Consider the following 16,309-nt stretch of genomic DNA (forward strand, 5'->3'; position numbering starts at 1 on the left):
GCCTCTTCACTACACGAAGTTGGGGGCAGCACCAGTTGGACACAAGCCACGTCACATACCACCTCACCTTTCCGCGCGACCTCAAGCACGACGATGCCGCATTACTCTTCACCTCGCTCCGGGGGCTGTACCGTCCCGTGCGTCATGTCGGTGAGCCCTTCGGTCGCAACACCCTGGCGTTTGAAATCCTGGCGACGCCCACGGGCATTCACTACTTGCTCAGCTTCCCGCCGAACGTGGCGGACATCGTGCGTAGCCACCTCTCCGGCGTCATACCCGGTATCCGGGTGGAGGAAATAGCCCAGCAACCCCGGCGCTGGAACTACGCCGTTGAGCTCGAACACCACGATGTCATCGAGGAAGACGAGCACGGCACCTTCAAGGAGATCGAGCCCGACCCCAAGCTCATCCCGACATTGCTACGCAGCCTTACCGGCTTGCACGAAAATGAAGCCGTCATCGTGCAGTTCGTCATGACGCCCGTTGGCAGAGTCATCAACCCCAAGAAAGACTCTGCCTTCTGGGTGGTGGGGCGGTTGGCTGCATCCGGTCACGACATCCGGGCAAAAGCTCTTCTGCGCCATACCCTCTCGGCCTACGGCGGGTTGCAGGTCTTCAAGGCCCGCCGCCTGCGGCCGGAGTGGGTAGCACGTATTAACAACCGATCGGCCCCGACAGTACGGTGGCCGGGACTACTCAAGGCGCACACCCTGGCTGTGGTGTGTGCACTACCCATCGCCTCGCCGCAAGTACCGGGACTAACCCTCGGCCAAAGCCGTAGGTTGGCAGCCGGCCGCGACATGCCGCGGGACGGTATCCGGGTGGGAGTAAGTAACTACCCCGGCGATACTCGCGACCTGACGATGTCGGTGGATGCGCTCACACGCCATATGCACGTCCTAGGAGCCACGACTACCGGCAAGACGACCGTACTAGAGAATCTGTTTCTTCAAGCGATTCAGACGGGCTCTGGTGGCGTCTTCATCGACCCGCACGGCGATGCGGCCAACAACATAGTTGACCGCATCCCCCACCACCGACTCAGTGATGTGGTGTGGTTCAACCCGGCGGACGCTAGCCGCTCGATCTCGCTCAACGTCTTCTCCGGCGACCCGTACATCGTCATGGACCAAATCCTGGCCGTCTTCGACAAGTTGTATGACATCCACCGCTTGCCCCAGACGGCCGACGTGTTGCGGTCGAGCGTACTCACCCTCGCTCAAGCCGGAATGACCCTCATGGACATACCCGCGCTGCTGGGAGTAGATGCCGCCTCCAACACCTTCCGGCACAAACTGACGAAGGACTTGGACGACCCAGCACTAAAGAACTTCTGGCAGTGGTACGACAGCCAATCCCCAGCCCGGAAGCTCGACGTCACCGCCCCCGTGTTGCGGCGGCTGCGGGCCTTTGAAGTCCGGCCGAACCTGCGGGCCTGTCTCGGGCAAGCCGGGAGCGGCCTCGACCTTGAAGCCATCATCCGGCAGCGCAAAATCCTGATCGTCTCACTCAGTAAGGGCCAGCTCGGCGACGAGACGTCCCGACTGTTTGGCTCATTGCTCGTCACGAAGCTATGGCAAGCGGTGCAGGGCCGAAGTGCCATACCTGTACCCGAGCGCTCGCCCTTCCCCGTCTTCATTGACGAGTTCCAGAACTACATCAACATCCCCACCAACTTCGCCGATGCCTTGGCGGAGTCATGTAAGTACGGCGTTGGCTTCGTGCTGGCGCATCAGTACATGAGTCAACTCTCGCCCAATATTCGGGACTCCATCATGCCTAACACCCGCTCTAAAATCGTCTTCCCCTGCTCGGCCGCTGACGCACTCATCATTGCGCGGGAGTTGGCGTGTGAACTCACCGCCGCCGACTTCCAGACCCTCGACAAGTTCGAGGTGGTGGTGAAGCTCGACGGCGGCGCGGCAGCTACCGCCAAAACTTTCCCATCCACTCCGGCGCTGGGAACCCGGGGAGTAGTGATTGAGAAATCGGATAGCCGGTACGGCCGGAGCATTGATGAAGTACTCAGCGATCAGCAGAAAAGGCAGGGCCAGACAGCCACGGCGGCGGCCCCGGAGGTGGCTTGGTGACTGTATGCATCGCTGTATGGATCGGTGTATGGATCGCTAGACACCCCATAGGGTCGCTGGCCTGCGTGGACGGGATCGGACGCGGCCGGACTGGGGGCACCTGGTGACTCCCCATCCCCCACTCTCCCCCCGCCACCTGTCCATCGTCCAAACCGTCCTCGACTTCCACCAAGTCACCACTAGCCAAATATCTAGACTGCACTTCTACCGGGACGGCACTGACCGGTCACGCCCTACCCGGGTGCAACGCACTCTGAGAAGCCTCGTACAAAGGGGCGCGATAAAGCGGATGCCGGGGGTGCGTTGGGTTGGCGGCTTTGAAGGTGGCAGCGGCGGCTATGTCTACGTACCGCCGACGAGCGCGGCCCGTTCCCGCCGGATGCACACGCACGACATCGTTGAGCTCCGGGTACAACTCGCCATGGCCGAACACGACGGACTGTGTGGCCCGGTGGCCTTCCACTCAGAAGAGCAATCCGCCCTGACGGTTGGTATGACGCCCCTTCGGCCGGACGCCCGGGTGCAAATTCAGCTCGGCGACAACCTGCGGGACTGCTTCATTGAAGTAGACGAGGGTAGCGAGTGGGGCCAAAAGATCCCCGCAAAGCTCCGGGCCTATACCGCCGCACACCAACAGTGGACGGAAGGGAGGTTCCCCGCCGTTGTGTTCGTCGTGCCCGACAGTACGCGGGCAAGTTACATCCAGCGAAAAATTAAAGACCATGGCGGCGCGGACTTGTTCCGCCTGACTCAACTTGACGACGCCGCACAATACCTCACCACCTAGGAAGTTGGGCTAATTCGTATCTCATCCAAAGGAGTTGGACACAACTGACACAATGTCACATTTTTAGTATGCTCGAACTGCGGCCGAGAGAAGGGAAACCTTATGGCTGACTCTCCGCCTGGCCGCAGTTGGGCGCGGCTAGGTTTTGGTGTAGGAATCGTGGCCTCGATTGCCGCGAACGTCGCCCACAGTTACCTCAAGCCAGCCCACGCGACGGCAACTTGGACGCCGCAAGGTGGGGCCATAGCGGCGGCGGCATTCTGGCCCGTTGCGCTACTTATTTCCATTGAAGTAATCTCTCGCGTCAACTGGCCGGACGGTTGGATGTGGAAAGTCGTGCGGCACGGTGGCCTAACTGCCGTTGCTGGGATTGCCGCCGTGATCTCCTACCGCCACATGTCGTCGCTCCTGGCGTCGTACGGTGAAGACCCCGTGAGCGCGGCAATCGGCCCCCTGGCCGTCGACGGCTTCATGGCCGTCTGCTCTGGTGCTTTGCTCGCCATCGGGCACGTACAGGCGCGGCAGGCGGCCCAAGATCAACTGCCGCAGATTGCCGCCCCCGGGCCCCCGCCCGACCATGATCGAATGCCGCCGCCGACCGTGGCCCAAGCGGCAGTTGATCTTGAAAAAGTAGTCGAGTCCCCGCAAGATCACTTGCCGCTTGGCGCAACTGACTCCACCCAGGAGCCGGAGAGGGTACCCGTTGCCGCGCCGGAAGTGCCGCCGCCGGCTGATACTCACTCCGGCATTCGGTGGCACCGAAGTGGCCCCAAGCAGCAACGTCCACACGCCGCTGGGCGGCAAGGAGAAGCCCAACAGGCCTACCTCCGCAGCCTCGACAGTGGCAAGCCGCTCACGGGCAAAGAGCTTGGCGACCTCTTCAGCCGAGGAGAACGATGGGGCCGCGACCGCATCGCCGAGACCAAAGCGCCACCGGAACCCGAGCCCGAGAAGCAACCCGCCGCCGCCTCGTAACGAGGTTGTGGCACCGACCCCGCTCATCCAGAGCGGGGTTTCGCTTGTCCTGGTGGGGAGTGAGTAGCAGCCGGCGGGCGCTCCTACTGGCGGCCGCGGGGGTACTCACTGGGGCCGCCGACCAACGACCAGCGGTACCGTGACGGCCCAACAGTTGGCAGTACCCCAGGGGGCGGACATGGCAGAGAAGCGCGAGCGAGTGTTCAACAAGCACTTGGAGTTGCCAGACGGCCGCAAAGTCCGAGTGACCGCATACGACGATGGCTCAGTGCGCTTCGTGCTCGGGGGTGCCCCGTACGTCATCCAAGAAGCGTTCTTGGGCGGCATGGGCAATGACGGCATTGTGATGCTGTCGCCGGGCGGGCAAGGCAGTGCGGCCATGCGCGGGAAGGTATCGGCTCCCGACGAACAACTTAGTTGAGTCCGGGGCAGTGCTTGGCACAGACGCGGAGGTGTCGTTTGAATATTGCAGCGCTGGTTCTGTCGATCACGGCTGTTGTCGTCTCTGTTCTGGTTTCCATTCGACAACTAACCCTTGCTCGCCACTCCAACACTTTGCCCGTTGTCATTGATCTCTTCCGCGAGCATCGGGGCGACGACCTCACTGATGCACGAGCCTTTGTGTACCGGGAGCTTGATACCTTCGATCTGTCGCAGGGCTTAAGCGGCCTTCCAGAAGATAAACAAAACCTCGTACGCGACCTTGCATGGTTCTACGACAACGTTGGAGCCCTGGTTACTCACAGCGTTGTTGACGTGGAGCCCGTCTCTGGCTATCTGGGAGGTTCCGTTATTCTGATGTGGGAGAAGATGGAGCCACTCATTCAAGCCGAGCGAGCGAGGCGGAATCCTTCTCTAGAGAATTCTCAGCGTTGGCAGGTGTACTTCGAGAACCTTTACCATCTCGTGCGAGAGACGCCACCAACGAAAGCCAGGTCGTCCGCGAAGCGGTGGCGGCTTCCGGAGTAGCAGGTGCTTATGCGGCTCGCTTGCCTAAAAAATCCTCTTCGCTCAGACCTGCTTGCAGCACGATGGAATGAAACGTACCGAGTCGTAAATTCTTGCGCCCCATTGGCACGATGACGGTAAGGCTCGGGGTGCCATCTTTGCGGTACTTCGCATGGGAGCCCTTTTGCTTCACAAACTGGAAGTCGTGCCGCAACAGAACCTTGCAGGCAAACGCGGACGAGGGTGTCTTAGGCACCCTGTAACGTGAGCTTAGTCAGCTTAGCTTGGTGGACGGGTAAGACCTCGCGCTCGGTCTCGTCCTCGAAGTAGAGCTCTAACGCTTCACGGATGTTGTCTAGCGCCTCGCGCTCTGTTGTGCCATCGCTGGCAACGTTCACGTTGAGGCATTGAGCAACATAGCCGTCATCTTCGCGGTAGATGACTACTTCAAGTTGTAGGTCTTGAGCTGACATGGCTATACCCTATTAATATTCGCAGCATAACATGTTGGCGCTTTTGTATCGAGCTTAAGCGGGACGGCTTGTAAGGCGCTGTGTGTTGACAAAGAGCGTGGTTTATTGTCTCGCCCGTCTTCCCTTACAAGCCGTCTTGAGTTCGGGCAGGGACGGACAACGGGGAGTGGAAACCTAGACGGCCCGGGGTGCAGTCCCCTGCTCTCTCAGGCACAGCCAAGCGAAGTACTTACCCCTGTGCTTGCCGCTCTCCCTAGCCAAATCCGCCCAGCGTTCGACGTTAACGCCCTTCCAGGCTTGTTTGTAGATGAAGCCGTTTACGGCTACCCCGAGCTTGTGGGCTACCCGCTCGACGGTTTCCACCACTGTCACGAGCTTGGACAGATAATCGGTTGTACGCTCCCAGGCCTTCCTTGAGGCTGCCGTGGCAAACCAGTTGGCGGGGGATGTCTTTGTCGTGGCTATCTGTGCAAGATTGAGGAGCTTGTTCAGGTGGCCTTCGCGAATGAGCATCCGGTAGCGGTTTCGTTTGGCGGTTTGCCAGTACTCCGGGCCAGTGATGAGAGCTTCGATTTCCGCCGGTAGTTCTATAGAAGGGTTGTTGGTTTTAACAACCAGTTCTTCTATAGAACGGGGGGCCGGGTGTTGGTCGAGCTTGCTGCGTGTGGCGTTGAGGGCCGCATAGCGTTGTTGTAGGACTGCACTTGCACTATTCATGTCGTCTCCGTTTTGGGCGCACCTAAGAAGCCTGTATGCAGGCTGGTGCTGGTTGATTCGGTTACGGACGACGGCGTACCGCGCGGAGTTGCCGCCCCAAAACTCGGACCAAAAAGAGAAGGGCCCCTGATTGCTCGGGGGCCCTTCAACAGACGGCGCGACTTGTAGTTGAATCAAGTTTAACACGCCGGTTATGCAAGTCAACACCTTAAGAAGAGGTACTGGTTACGCAACACACAAAAGCCACCGAGTTTTGGTAGCTAATGCGCGAAATAACTACAAGTCGCGCGATAGCTTACTGCCAGCATAATGGTAATGATTACAACAATCAAGCTTATGTTTGGAGCGTGAAGGGCTAAGCGCCTCGCCGCGTAAGGTACTCATCGAGTGCCAGGCCAATTACATCTTGGATGTCAGCCTTGTGCGCCGACGCGAAGCTTTTTGCTCGCTCAGCAAGTTCGGGCGACTGCCTAGAATTGAGCTGCACCTTAAGCTCGGTCTGTCGTGACGGCGGCATTGCAAGGTCGGGTTCGGCGGCGGCCAGACTCTTCTTTGTCGGTTTATTCGGCTTTGCCTCCACCCTCGGACTGTTTGCGGCCTGGGCGGGTTTGGGGGCTGGAGCGAGTTCAAGCGGCTTGTCTTGCTGCTCGTCCATCGGCGTCATGAAGTCGAGGGGTTTGAGTCCCCCGGCTGGTGAGCGATCGTCAAGCATGTCTGATTTGAATTTTTGTCTAGCCACGTTCTAAGTACTCCGCTAATTTTCTATACGCCATGGCCGGCTGCGATTCAGGGGCATACGCGGTAATCGGTTGGTGGAATGCTTGAGCCTCCCGTACGCGCACAGTCTGCATCACCACTACAGGCAAGAGTAGGTCTCCATACTCGGCATTCAACTTCTTGAGCATCGCCTCGCCAAACTTCGTCCCCTGCTGGTATTTGGTCACGATGATTGCCCTTACGCGCATCTTTGGGTTGAGTCCGTCCTCTACCACCTTCCGCACGCTCGCTAGCGTGGTCTCTATCGTCTCCCAGTTAGCAATGTCCGCCTCGGTAGGCAGTATCACTTCGTCCGCGTAAACGTGTCCGAGGGTGTGCATGAAGCTCTCATGGCCTGCCGTATCAATGATGACGAAGTCGTAATCGTCTTCCACCTCGGCGAGTCGTTCCTGTAAGGCGTGTTGGCGGCGTGCCATAAGGAGGGCTGGCTCTGCATAGCCGAGATTCTCACTACCAGGGAGGATGTCGAAGTTCAGGTGGCTCAATTGGACGATTGCATCGCGAGTCTCAAGCAATTTTCGAGGGGACATTAGGACGTCGTATACGGAATGATTAAGCTCTCCGAGCCGCAGACCGACGGCCTTAGTTAGACTGGCATTGGCGTCGAGGTCTGCAACGAGTACCCGATACCCCATCCGGCCGAGCTCTTCCGCGACGCTGCCGGTTGTTGTTGACTTGCCTGCACCCCCCTTGCGGTTCAGTGTTTGAAGCCGCCGAGTGGTGCTTGTCTTCTTCGGGTGGCGCGGAGTGGGATTATTTTTGTCGTACTGCTCTTGAGCCATTTGTGCGCCAGTTAATATCCCCAGATTAACAATATTCGGCGCGTAGCTCAATAGCTACCTATATCGCTAGCCCTCTACATAGCTAGCGATATAGAAATCTAGCTAGTTAGTCACGTCGCTAGCTATCTTGCTATGTAGCTAGCTAGCAAGATAGCTAGCTAATGTGCTATTCTGGAAATGAAGTATTGAAAAGGATATACCCGCTATGCAATCCCAAGAAGAATTACTCAACGCCTGCAAAGCCTTCGTAACAGCACGCACCGGCCTCGACGTACGCACCTGCCGCGCGACGAGTGGGGGAGCGTGGCTCACGCTCGCGGCCCGCCTCATGGCCAGCGACGAGCAGGCCAGGCGCACCCGTACGACAGCCCAACGGCTCCGCCGCTACCACGCGCCCGTACGAGCCGCTAGGGAAGCCGCCGCGGCTTAACCCACTCAGACCCACGGCCCGAGAAGGAACACGCCTTCTCGGGCCGCTGTACACGCGCCGGCAGGGGACTACTCACTCACACAGAAGCACCCCCGCCGCTGGAGCAGAGCTCAGGACACCTCGGGGTAGAGCGTCCATGTACAGCGGCGGGGGTGCGTATGAGGGCGGAACTACTGCCTACTTGAGGCTGTGGTGTCGCTCGACACGTCGTCCAGGGCGTCAAGGCCATCGGTAATGCGTTGCAGCAACGCGGTATCGGCGGCGGAGTAGTGCCGGTGGCCTCGTCGGACGCGCGGCATCTCCACCCGTGGCTTTGGGAGCGGGGGAGTCTCCTCGGGTGGGATAGCAGGCGCACCCAACTCCAGTTCTGCCCAGACGACTTTGCCACTGGCTCCGGCGTTGTACGTGCCCCACCGACGACTCATGGCCTCAATCAGAACGAGCCCGCGCCCACTCTCGGCACCTGGTTGCCACTCCTGCACGACGGGTGGGTTGGGGTCGCAGTCCCAGACCTCCACGAACAACCGGCGGTCATACGTGCGGAGTTGCACCGCCACGAGGTTGAGGCTGGGTAGCTCCGGTCGAGTCGGCCGAGTACCGACAACCCCGGTCGCGGCAACGGCGTTGGTGACGAGCTCACAGGCGAGCAGCTGCGCCACGTAGGAGTAGTTGTCGAGCTGCCAGTGCCGCAGAACGTGTCTGACGAACCACCGGGAAGAGGGCACCGCCAACTCAACGGCGGCAAGGTGGAGACGGTCGGTAGCGGGCGACTTATCCATGGGCGAGTCCTTGCCGTACGCGGTGCATCGTGTGGGGGTCGTTGGAGAAGGAGACCGGGCCGCCGGTACGCGGCGGCGGTAGCTGGAGCTCGTCGGCACTGGACACGACGTCGGACGGCACCGGATGGCCGGGAAGTATGAGCTTGGCGTAGACGCTCTTTCCCGACGTTGGCGTCGGGTACTGGTAGCCCCACTCGGCGCTCAGCGCTTCTACGAGAAGCAGGCCGTGACCGCCAATGACGGTGGGGGAGGGCACACGGCGTACCGGCGGCGTGCGGTCATGGTCGTACACATAGATGAGCAAGTACTCGGGCGTACACCAGAGGGTTAATACGCAGCTCTGCGACGACCGAGTCGTCGCCCAGGGTGGCGGAGCGTCCGGCTTCTTGGTGTGCCGGACGGCGTTTGTGACCAGCTCAGAGATGACGAGTAAGGCGTCGTTTGTCGCTCCCTCTGGGATGGCCCACTTGCGGAGCACATCCCGCGCATGGGCGCGCGCCCACCTTGCCGCCGTGTCCTCGCAGGCCAGCTCAAGGCGGCTGTGCTGCGGTGAAGGGTGGTTCGACACGATCTAGCCCCCAACGTCCGGGGTCGGCTGTTACGTTGTTTGCACGAGTCTCCTCTGTTGCCACGATCCCGCGCAATAGCATCATGCCATGCAATTGCATGGGCGCTTGCTACGACGACGGATTGTGACGACACTGGTCGGTATGACGACAACTAGCCCAGTGGTGCGCCGCAGGCGTCTTGGCCTGGAGCTTCGTGCGCTCCGTGAAGCCGCTGGGCTCAAGGGAGACGAGGCCGCGAAGCGGTTGTCTTGGAGTAACTCCAAGTTGTCGCGCATCGAGCTAGGACGTACTCGGGTGACGGCGGCGGACGTCGCACAACTGGTCGAGCTGTACGGCGTGAAAGACCAGGCGCGGAAGGATGAGCTGGCCCGCCTGGTGCGCGAAGCCAACCGCAAAGGCTGGTGGCAGCTCTACAGCGACATTCCGTACTCGACGTACATCGGGCTGGAAGCTGAAGCCACCACGCTCCTGACGTATCAGCACGTCATCCCGGGGCTCTTCCAAACGGAGGAGTACGCCGAAGCGATTAACCGCGACACCATCGCGGGAGCGACCGACGACGCCCTCGACCAACAGCTAGAAGTACGGATGCAACGTCAGGCCGTACTGACGAAGCGACCCGAACCCATGGAAGTCCGCGCCGTGTTGGATGAAGCGGCACTCCGGCGGGTGGTCGGCGGCCCGGACGTGATGCGGGCTCAGTTGCTCAAGCTGTTGGAGCTGGGCGACCTACCCAACGTCATCATCCAAGTAATCCCGTTCTCTGCCGGAGCACACCCCGGTACGAGGGTGGGAACGTTCGTCATCCTCCAGTACTCCCATCCCGCTGACCCCGATGTGGTGTACGTCGAGAGCGACAGCGACCCCTACCCCGACCGCGAGGGCGACGCCCAGCGGTACGGCCTCATCTTCGACAACCTCCGGGCGAGTGCCATGAGCGTTGCCGGAACCAAAGCCATGATTCAGAAGCTGGTGGACGAGCAGTGATAGAGAGGAAGGTGCGGGCAATGAACGTTGACCTCACCCGCGCCCAGTGGCGCAAGGCCCGCGCAAGTCAGGGCAATGGAGAGTGCGTTGAGGTGGCTTTCGTGGAGGAAGCCGTAGCGATGCGCGACAGCAAGGACCCCAGTGGGCCGGTACTGCTGTTCACCCCGGCCAAGTGGAGCGCCTTCACGGGTGGCGTCCAGGCGGGGGAGTTCGACAACTGACTCGGTAGGAGCTGCAAGAGAAGCCCCCGGCCGGCGCGATCGGTCGGGGGCTTCGTTGTGGGCTCAGTTGGCGCTTCCAGACGGGACGCTGCTGCCACGCTCTGTGTGAACGTCTCAACACGGGGCGTCGTCAGACGTCTTCCGCAGCCGGGGTGTTGCACCCACACTGGGGCGACGCAGGCGTCTGGTACTACGCTGAGTAGCGACTTATACTCACTAGGTAATGGAGCGTAAAGCGAAAGTGAGGCAGTCGTGAACGACGGAGGAGAGTAGGCCGAAGCGTGAATGAAACAGCACCAAGCGCAGGCGACGATGATGACTCTGGTGATGAACGTAAGGTACGGCGATGGATCGCAAGATTCCTCGCCTACCTTCTTTTGTTGCCTGCGGTCTTCTGCTACGTCGCTGCGCACCTTTGGTTTCCATCGGGTGAGACCCACAGTGCTGCGATAGCACTTGGTGAGTCTTTCCTCGTCGCTTCTGTCCTCGGTATCGGTGGAGACTTCTACCTCAAACAGAAACTGAGCGAAGCTTCGGAACGTAGGGGCATTGCGCGAGCGCTCGCGGAGACGTTTGGCTTCCTCGACCCGAACCAGCCGCCTGAGCTTAAAAGCGCCGTAGAAGACTTCGCCAACGAGAAGCTCTACTACAAGTGGACGCGATGGAGAATGACGTTCGACTGGGTGGATCCTGAAACTAAGGAGATTCTTGCCCTGCGGCTCGACTTGTCGGGAGAAGGGGTAGCGCTTGCTAGGGCTGGGTTGCGGTTCAGAAAACCGCTGTGGATCCTTCGATCTGTGGACGGCTTCCAGTCGGCGTATACCTACTACAGCTTGCACTGCCCCCAGAGCGACGTAAACGTCGATGAAGACGAGGAGGCCATCAAGCCCTTCTCGCCTGAAACTAAGGCGGGGGACAGTCGGGTGCTCCTGGAACATGCGGATCTCATCAATGCCAAGAGTCCTGCCGGGGTTATTGCCTATCAGAATAAATTCTCGATGTTGAGACGCGCTCGCATGTATCGTCATTCTACGGACTACGTGCCACTCGCGCACGGAACATTCGCTATCGCTTTTACCCTTGAGTTCGATGGGGACGCCCTCCCAGACTTGACGGTGTCCGCTTTCACGCCCAAGAGTTCCCAGAATGACGAGGAGTGGGTGTCCCACGGGCGGGAGACTGACCCCAGGAAATTTTCCTGGTACAACGTCACGCCGAACCAGGCGACAATCGTGAGCTGGCGTCGCAAGGATGACGCTCTAGGAAGTTCGGAAGCGGATCTGGCTGGACAGAGCGAATCGCAGTAGCGCCAACTCTGCTCCGTGCGGCCCACGCCGGCCCCGGAGTACTGTCCAGCACTCCCGTCTGTCAGTACCGCCCACTATCCTTGCTGATGCCGTGTTAGGCAGACGCACTGCTCCGCCAGGACTACCGAACCGGCTTCCTACGTCGGCGCTCACAGGCGGGTGGTCACATGTCTTTTGGCGAGGTTGACGCGGCGGGCAACATCTTCGAGAAGACATGGTGGTTGCTTCAGTCGGGTTGGCGCTGGGGCAAGCAGACGGTGCAAGGCGACCACAGCACTATTGCCGGGTGCGGCGGGATGGAACGCGACTACTCCCAGCGTTTCGTAGCGCGGGTTTGTGTCGCACCTACCCGCGCGGTGAAGCCGGTACCGGCTGTCGATCTGGCCGCCCGCGCCCTAGTGGTGGCGCGCGAAGTCTTCGGCGATCTGCCGTACATGGTGGACTACTCCGGGGAAGACCTGGTGCGCTTTGTCGTCATGGACGACGGCGGCGAGTTCGGCCCGTTCCAGCGTCACCAGCTGGAGGTGTTCGGCTCCGGCCTGCTCGACCTCCACTGGGGGTTGCACATGGCCGTGGTAAACGAGGTGGCCGACCCGCTACCACTGGCCGAGGTGGTGGCCGTCATTGGGCGGGTTCACAGGGTGGTGCAGGGGAGTGTGTATCGCAATCTGTACCGGAAGCGGTGGAGTGAGAAGCGCCGCCGGCATGACTGGCGCATCGGAGTAAGTGGCCGCATCAGCACCATCAAGGGGCAAGTTGTGTGGCAGACCCTCGACGTCCCGGGCTCCGACTCCTTCGCCCGAGCCGAGAGGCGCTACGCCGACTGTCCGCGCATCGGCTTTGCCGCGGAGCGTCTTCTCTCGCGCAAGCCGGATGAAGCGGCCATCACCATCGTGCGGCCGGTGCTGGAAGAGTTGCTCATGCACGCCGGGTACCTCGACGTGAAGGGTTCTGTGGCGGCCATCGTCGCGCACCACCAGTTGGATGCCCCGCCAAGGCCAGCGCTGGCGTAGGTCGAACCTCCGGCCAACTGGTGCCGCCGGAGGTTCGAAACGGGCGTCTGGCTACTGCTGTTCCTCCAGCCATCCAATGATGGCTCGCCGACACACCTGGTGAGCTTCGCTGGCAAGCTGGTATTCGGAAGACGGCTTGGGGTGGTGCCACCCAAAACCGACTTCTTCGTCGGCGCTGAGCAGTGATGTGCCGTGGGTGAGGTCGGAGCGCTTGTCGTACAGCAGCTTTCGAGTCTTGCGCTCGTCATCGTCTTCTGTGTTCCGCATCGGGGCGTAGCGGTCAATGAAGCACCGGAAGTAGGCAGTTGGTCCGGCGAGGTGGGCATTGCACTGTGGGCACCGCTCCCGATGGGGAGCGTATTTGAGCATGGCCTCGACAGCTTGTACCAGGGACTGGAAGTGAGCTGACTTGGATACGTCCCAGACTTCCCGCGCGTGGTGAAGCCAGTAGGCGGCGCGGAGTAGACGGGCGCGATCGTCATCGCCAAGCCGCATGAAGGTGTCGAGCTTTTGCTCCAAGTCCTCGGGTAGCACTAGTACTTGGTTTTCACGGATGCCGCTTGGCATAGTCGCCACCAACTCAATAGCGGGTAGGTCTCCCTGCTGTGACAGCTCGTCGGTGTACGTCTCAAAGTTAGGGATGAAGTAGGTCTCTTGCGCCCACACGGAGCGCATGGCCCCGGGCGTAGCGTCCAGCACCCATTGATGCCGTGGATTGCGCGGGGGCACGCTGAGACCCGGCACGAGGAGAGACAGCAGCAAAGCAAGCTGTCGCGGCTCCCGTAGCGCGCGCATGTTCCTCAGCTGCCAGTCAGGGGAGCTATCGAACTTCACCTCAAAGACGAGTGGATGGTCGCCCAACTCGACTGGGGGCCGGGGTGCTTCGTCCGGGGCGCGCTGAATCACGAGCTTATCCCGGTACCGCCAGTAGCCCTCTGTGGGTACGTGCGCGAACAGAACCACGCGGCGGACAAGGGGAGTCGCCGGAGCAAGCAGTGTGGATTTAACCCTCTGCTCGATCAGCGCGAAGGTTTCCTCAGTGAGACTTGGCCCCGGCACGATGGCACGCAAGCCGCCCTTCCTGAAGTAGTGAAGCGTCAGGGCTGGCGAATCGGCGCGCGGGAAATCCACCTGTAGCTCAGACGTAAATTGCGACTGCGGCACGACGTTGGAAATAGCCCATGCCAACTCTTGTGGGTCAACAGTGCGCATACCCAGCCGTCGTTCAACCTCCGGTTTGCTCAGTTTGGTCATGGGCGGAGTGTACGTCGGTGTCCCATTTGAGCACAACGGGTTTTCTTTATCCGCGTTGTCCCAGAACCTTGTCGTAGTCGAACTTTTGGAACGGGGCGCTTGTAATCAATTTGCCAAATAGCTACTCTCTGAATAGATGGAAGATCGATCACTAGCCGAAGAGATCGAAGCGCTGAGGAAAAGGGAACACCCCGTCCGGAGAGTTGTTGTTGGTGCACTATCGATAGCGGTCTTGCTAGGTGGTGGTGTCTTCGCGTTGGCGGGTCGGCACGATGACGGGGACGTTGAATCGGCCTCTTTTACGCCTGCCCCTGCGGCTAGTTATTCACCCACTCCAGCGCCCACCACTCTGCCTACTCCAATGCCAATCAGTATGCCTCAAGCGGTAGCAGCGGCACCGACACCGGCCGGACCGAGTATGGAGGAGGTCGAGGCGAAGGAATGCATAAGCACCATCGACAACGCGCAGGCCATGGCAAAGAACTACAATGCAATGTTCTTTGACGCCTGGCACAGTTGGAACCGAGATTTTGCGGGCCGGTACGACTCCCCAGAGGCAGCAGAGAGCAAGCAATTCTATAAGAACCACATCAAGAAACTGTTCGCTGACGTCATTAGCTCCGCCGACCCGGGAATGAAGCAGGTCTGTCGCTCGTCTACTTCATTGGCCGACATTTTGATTATGCCAAACTACGACGCATGGTAGGCAGTGAGGTCGGGACAGGCGACCGCGTCGCGCAATACTTATTGGAAACCAGCGGAGTGAGTACCTGACCCGGTCACCCTGCTTGCCGTCAGCGGCGTGATGGTCGTGGCCCGTAACTGCCTTTAGATTGCTCTCTTCCACCTATGGTCGGTGCTCTTGTCGTGAGCGGGCACAGTTCGCTATCGTTGCTGATGCCGTGTCAGGAAGTGCAACACAACTGAGGGGGCAAAGACTTGGAGATGACTAGTCTTATCCAAATTGGGGCACCAAGTGCTGTTGCCATAGCTACGGCCACCGGACTGATATTCGGGCGCAGACACTTTCGGTTGAGCGGCCCAATCCCGGTAGCCACTATCTGTACTGGTAAGTGGGATGGCCGTAATCTGGAGCGGCTGCAAACGATGAATAATTGGGTCTATCTTAACCCGCAGTACCCTGACCTTGATGATGATTTCGATCTGAGCGAATCAATGATCGCTCTGACTATCCATAATGGGGGGCGAACCGCTTTTTCTATCGCGGGGTGGACTTATTCCCTGAATGGCCAGGTATGGGAAATCGGCCCCAGGACGTTCCGCGAAGGGGCCGTTTTCCCATGCAGGATCGATTCGGGGGACTCGAAGCAGTGGCTTATCGACGAGGTAAGTCTTGCTCGGGAACTTAACGGGAGCTGGTGGGATACCGTGAGGCACCCACCTTGGATGCTAAGAAGACGCACGAAATTCAAAGTTCAATTCAGGGCGGAAATCGGCCCCGATCAACACAAAGCGACGAAGCAGAAGGTATTCGCTTACCTGGAAACGGATTGACATTTTCACCGTCATTGCTTAGAATATTCTATTCGCTTCCTTCTTGTCCCTGGCGAAGTGGGGAGCAGTGCGCCTGGCCCTATCTTGGGCCCAGTGGACTGTTCGCCACTTCCGGTGAACCCGCTTGTGCGGCCAGTCCTCCAGCAGGGACAAGTAAATGCAAATGTCACACCGCGGCAACTTTCTCAAACGGCGCCGGTTGAAGTTGATGCGCACTGAAAGGCGCGTCAACATTGCTTGCATATCAGTGACGTTGCTCTGGTGCGTAATGTCACTCTTCTGGTACTGGCGTAATCCGCAGTCCCAATTGGCAATGTTCCTCATATGCGCCTTGGGCTTCCTCGTCCTCTGGTGGGCCGCGTGCTACGTCGCCCTGTCATCGCTTAACAGGGAGATTCAGGCCATCTTCGGTATGGGAGAGAAAGGCCGCGAGAAGTAGTCCTACTCGCCTCTCGGCCGCCGACCTAACCCGTTGGCGGCCTCCTCTTTTGCTCTAGCGTCGCACAATGGATCTTTTATGACCTTTGAGCTCGACCGATCAAACACCGTATAGAAACCACGAGTTTTTCTTGACGGCTTCTACTTACTGTGTCGTGACCTAGTAGCGATGTATGCCGGCATGCCCTCACTATCTCCGAGCGTCAAGAGTGAATTAGATGCCTCTTGACTATTTTTGTTAATAGTT

At 59.7% G+C, this 16,309-nt stretch carries 19 protein-coding genes; 11 read left to right on the forward strand and 8 right to left on the reverse strand.

Annotation, left to right across the window (positions count from 1 at the left end; genetic code table 11):
* Positions 1 to 35 precede the first annotated feature (35 nt).
* The 5 genes from OG246_RS25565 (at position 36) to OG246_RS25585 (ending at position 4,821) form a co-directional block, all read left to right on the forward strand.
* On the forward strand, positions 36 to 2,090 hold the full coding sequence (locus tag OG246_RS25565; protein WP_266468151.1) for a type IV secretory system conjugative DNA transfer family protein: 2,055 nt from the start codon (positions 36 to 38) through the stop codon (positions 2,088 to 2,090).
* A gap of 289 nt (positions 2,091 to 2,379) precedes the next feature.
* Positions 2,380 to 2,877 carry a replication-relaxation family protein gene (locus OG246_RS25570; RefSeq protein ID WP_266468154.1) on the forward strand — a complete coding sequence of 166 codons (498 nt, stop codon included), beginning with the start codon at positions 2,380 to 2,382 and terminating at the stop codon, positions 2,875 to 2,877.
* Between the two features lie 159 nt (positions 2,878 to 3,036).
* A complete protein-coding gene (locus tag OG246_RS25575) occupies positions 3,037 to 3,852 on the forward strand; it encodes a hypothetical protein (protein ID WP_266468159.1) in 816 nt (271 codons plus the stop codon).
* A gap of 178 nt (positions 3,853 to 4,030) precedes the next feature.
* Positions 4,031 to 4,273, forward strand: coding sequence for a hypothetical protein (locus tag OG246_RS25580; protein WP_266468162.1), 243 nt, complete (start codon positions 4,031 to 4,033; stop codon positions 4,271 to 4,273).
* 38 nt (positions 4,274 to 4,311) lie between these two features.
* On the forward strand, positions 4,312 to 4,821 hold the full coding sequence (locus OG246_RS25585) for a hypothetical protein (protein ID WP_266468165.1): 510 nt from the start codon (positions 4,312 to 4,314) through the stop codon (positions 4,819 to 4,821).
* Between the two features lie 7 nt (positions 4,822 to 4,828).
* On the opposite strand, the gene OG246_RS25590 is transcribed toward OG246_RS25585, so the two are convergent.
* The 5 genes from OG246_RS25590 to OG246_RS25610 all read right to left on the reverse strand — a co-directional run bounded on the left by OG246_RS25590 (position 4,829) and on the right by OG246_RS25610 (position 7,600).
* Positions 4,829 to 5,056 carry a type II toxin-antitoxin system HicA family toxin gene (locus OG246_RS25590; protein WP_266468168.1) on the reverse strand — a complete coding sequence of 76 codons (228 nt, stop codon included), beginning with the start codon at positions 5,054 to 5,056 and terminating at the stop codon, positions 4,829 to 4,831.
* On the reverse strand, positions 5,049 to 5,273 hold the full coding sequence (locus tag OG246_RS25595) for a type II toxin-antitoxin system HicB family antitoxin (RefSeq protein WP_266468171.1): 225 nt from the start codon (positions 5,271 to 5,273) through the stop codon (positions 5,049 to 5,051). The genes OG246_RS25590 and OG246_RS25595 overlap by 8 nt, the downstream gene beginning before the upstream one ends.
* A gap of 174 nt (positions 5,274 to 5,447) precedes the next feature.
* Positions 5,448 to 5,990: a hypothetical protein gene (locus OG246_RS25600; protein ID WP_266468180.1), complete on the reverse strand. Its 543-nt coding sequence runs from the start codon at positions 5,988 to 5,990 to the stop codon at positions 5,448 to 5,450.
* Positions 5,991 to 6,345: 355 nt separating this feature from the next.
* Positions 6,346 to 6,702 (reverse strand): hypothetical protein, encoded by a 357-nt coding sequence (locus OG246_RS25605; protein ID WP_266468185.1) that lies wholly within the window; start codon positions 6,700 to 6,702, stop codon positions 6,346 to 6,348.
* A gap of 19 nt (positions 6,703 to 6,721) precedes the next feature.
* A complete protein-coding gene (locus OG246_RS25610) occupies positions 6,722 to 7,600 on the reverse strand; it encodes a ParA family protein (RefSeq protein WP_266468188.1) in 879 nt (292 codons plus the stop codon).
* Between the two features lie 154 nt (positions 7,601 to 7,754).
* On the opposite strand from OG246_RS25610, the gene OG246_RS25615 reads away from it, so the two are divergent.
* Positions 7,755 to 7,979, forward strand: coding sequence for a hypothetical protein (locus OG246_RS25615; RefSeq protein WP_266468192.1), 225 nt, complete (start codon positions 7,755 to 7,757; stop codon positions 7,977 to 7,979).
* A gap of 170 nt (positions 7,980 to 8,149) precedes the next feature.
* Here the strand turns inward: OG246_RS25615 and OG246_RS25620 are convergent, their stop codons facing one another.
* Positions 8,150 to 8,758: an ATP-binding protein gene (locus OG246_RS25620; RefSeq protein WP_266468195.1), complete on the reverse strand. Its 609-nt coding sequence runs from the start codon at positions 8,756 to 8,758 to the stop codon at positions 8,150 to 8,152.
* Positions 8,751 to 9,326 carry an ATP-binding protein gene (locus tag OG246_RS25625; RefSeq protein ID WP_266468199.1) on the reverse strand — a complete coding sequence of 192 codons (576 nt, stop codon included), beginning with the start codon at positions 9,324 to 9,326 and terminating at the stop codon, positions 8,751 to 8,753. The genes OG246_RS25620 and OG246_RS25625 overlap by 8 nt, the downstream gene beginning before the upstream one ends.
* Before the next feature lie 142 nt (positions 9,327 to 9,468).
* Here OG246_RS25625 and OG246_RS25630 point away from each other — a divergent pair, with 142 nt between their 5' ends.
* The 4 genes from OG246_RS25630 to OG246_RS25645 all read left to right on the forward strand — a co-directional run bounded on the left by OG246_RS25630 (position 9,469) and on the right by OG246_RS25645 (position 12,855).
* Positions 9,469 to 10,314 carry a helix-turn-helix transcriptional regulator gene (locus OG246_RS25630; RefSeq protein ID WP_266468203.1) on the forward strand — a complete coding sequence of 282 codons (846 nt, stop codon included), beginning with the start codon at positions 9,469 to 9,471 and terminating at the stop codon, positions 10,312 to 10,314.
* 20 nt (positions 10,315 to 10,334) lie between these two features.
* Positions 10,335 to 10,535, forward strand: a complete 201-nt coding sequence (locus tag OG246_RS25635; protein ID WP_266468205.1) for a DUF397 domain-containing protein — start codon at positions 10,335 to 10,337, stop codon at positions 10,533 to 10,535.
* 281 nt (positions 10,536 to 10,816) lie between these two features.
* On the forward strand, positions 10,817 to 11,842 hold the full coding sequence (locus OG246_RS25640; protein ID WP_266468209.1) for a hypothetical protein: 1,026 nt from the start codon (positions 10,817 to 10,819) through the stop codon (positions 11,840 to 11,842).
* A 167-nt stretch (positions 11,843 to 12,009) separates the two neighbouring features.
* The gene (locus OG246_RS25645) at positions 12,010 to 12,855 is read left to right on the forward strand and encodes a hypothetical protein (protein WP_266468212.1); all 846 of its coding nucleotides are present in this window, start codon (positions 12,010 to 12,012) and stop codon (positions 12,853 to 12,855) included.
* 51 nt (positions 12,856 to 12,906) lie between these two features.
* Here OG246_RS25645 and OG246_RS25650 read toward each other — a convergent pair whose 3' ends face one another.
* The gene (locus tag OG246_RS25650) at positions 12,907 to 14,109 is read right to left on the reverse strand and encodes a hypothetical protein (protein ID WP_266468216.1); all 1,203 of its coding nucleotides are present in this window, start codon (positions 14,107 to 14,109) and stop codon (positions 12,907 to 12,909) included.
* Between the two features lie 418 nt (positions 14,110 to 14,527).
* On the opposite strand from OG246_RS25650, the gene OG246_RS25655 reads away from it, so the two are divergent.
* Complete coding sequence (locus tag OG246_RS25655) at positions 14,528 to 14,815, forward strand: hypothetical protein (protein ID WP_266468219.1); 288 nt, start codon at positions 14,528 to 14,530, stop codon at positions 14,813 to 14,815.
* The last annotated feature ends 1,494 nt before the right edge of the window (positions 14,816 to 16,309 follow it).

Origin of the sequence: Streptomyces sp. NBC_00620 (assembly GCF_026341825.1) — a bacterium.
In the GTDB taxonomy this organism is placed as follows: domain Bacteria; phylum Actinomycetota; class Actinomycetes; order Streptomycetales; family Streptomycetaceae; genus Streptomyces.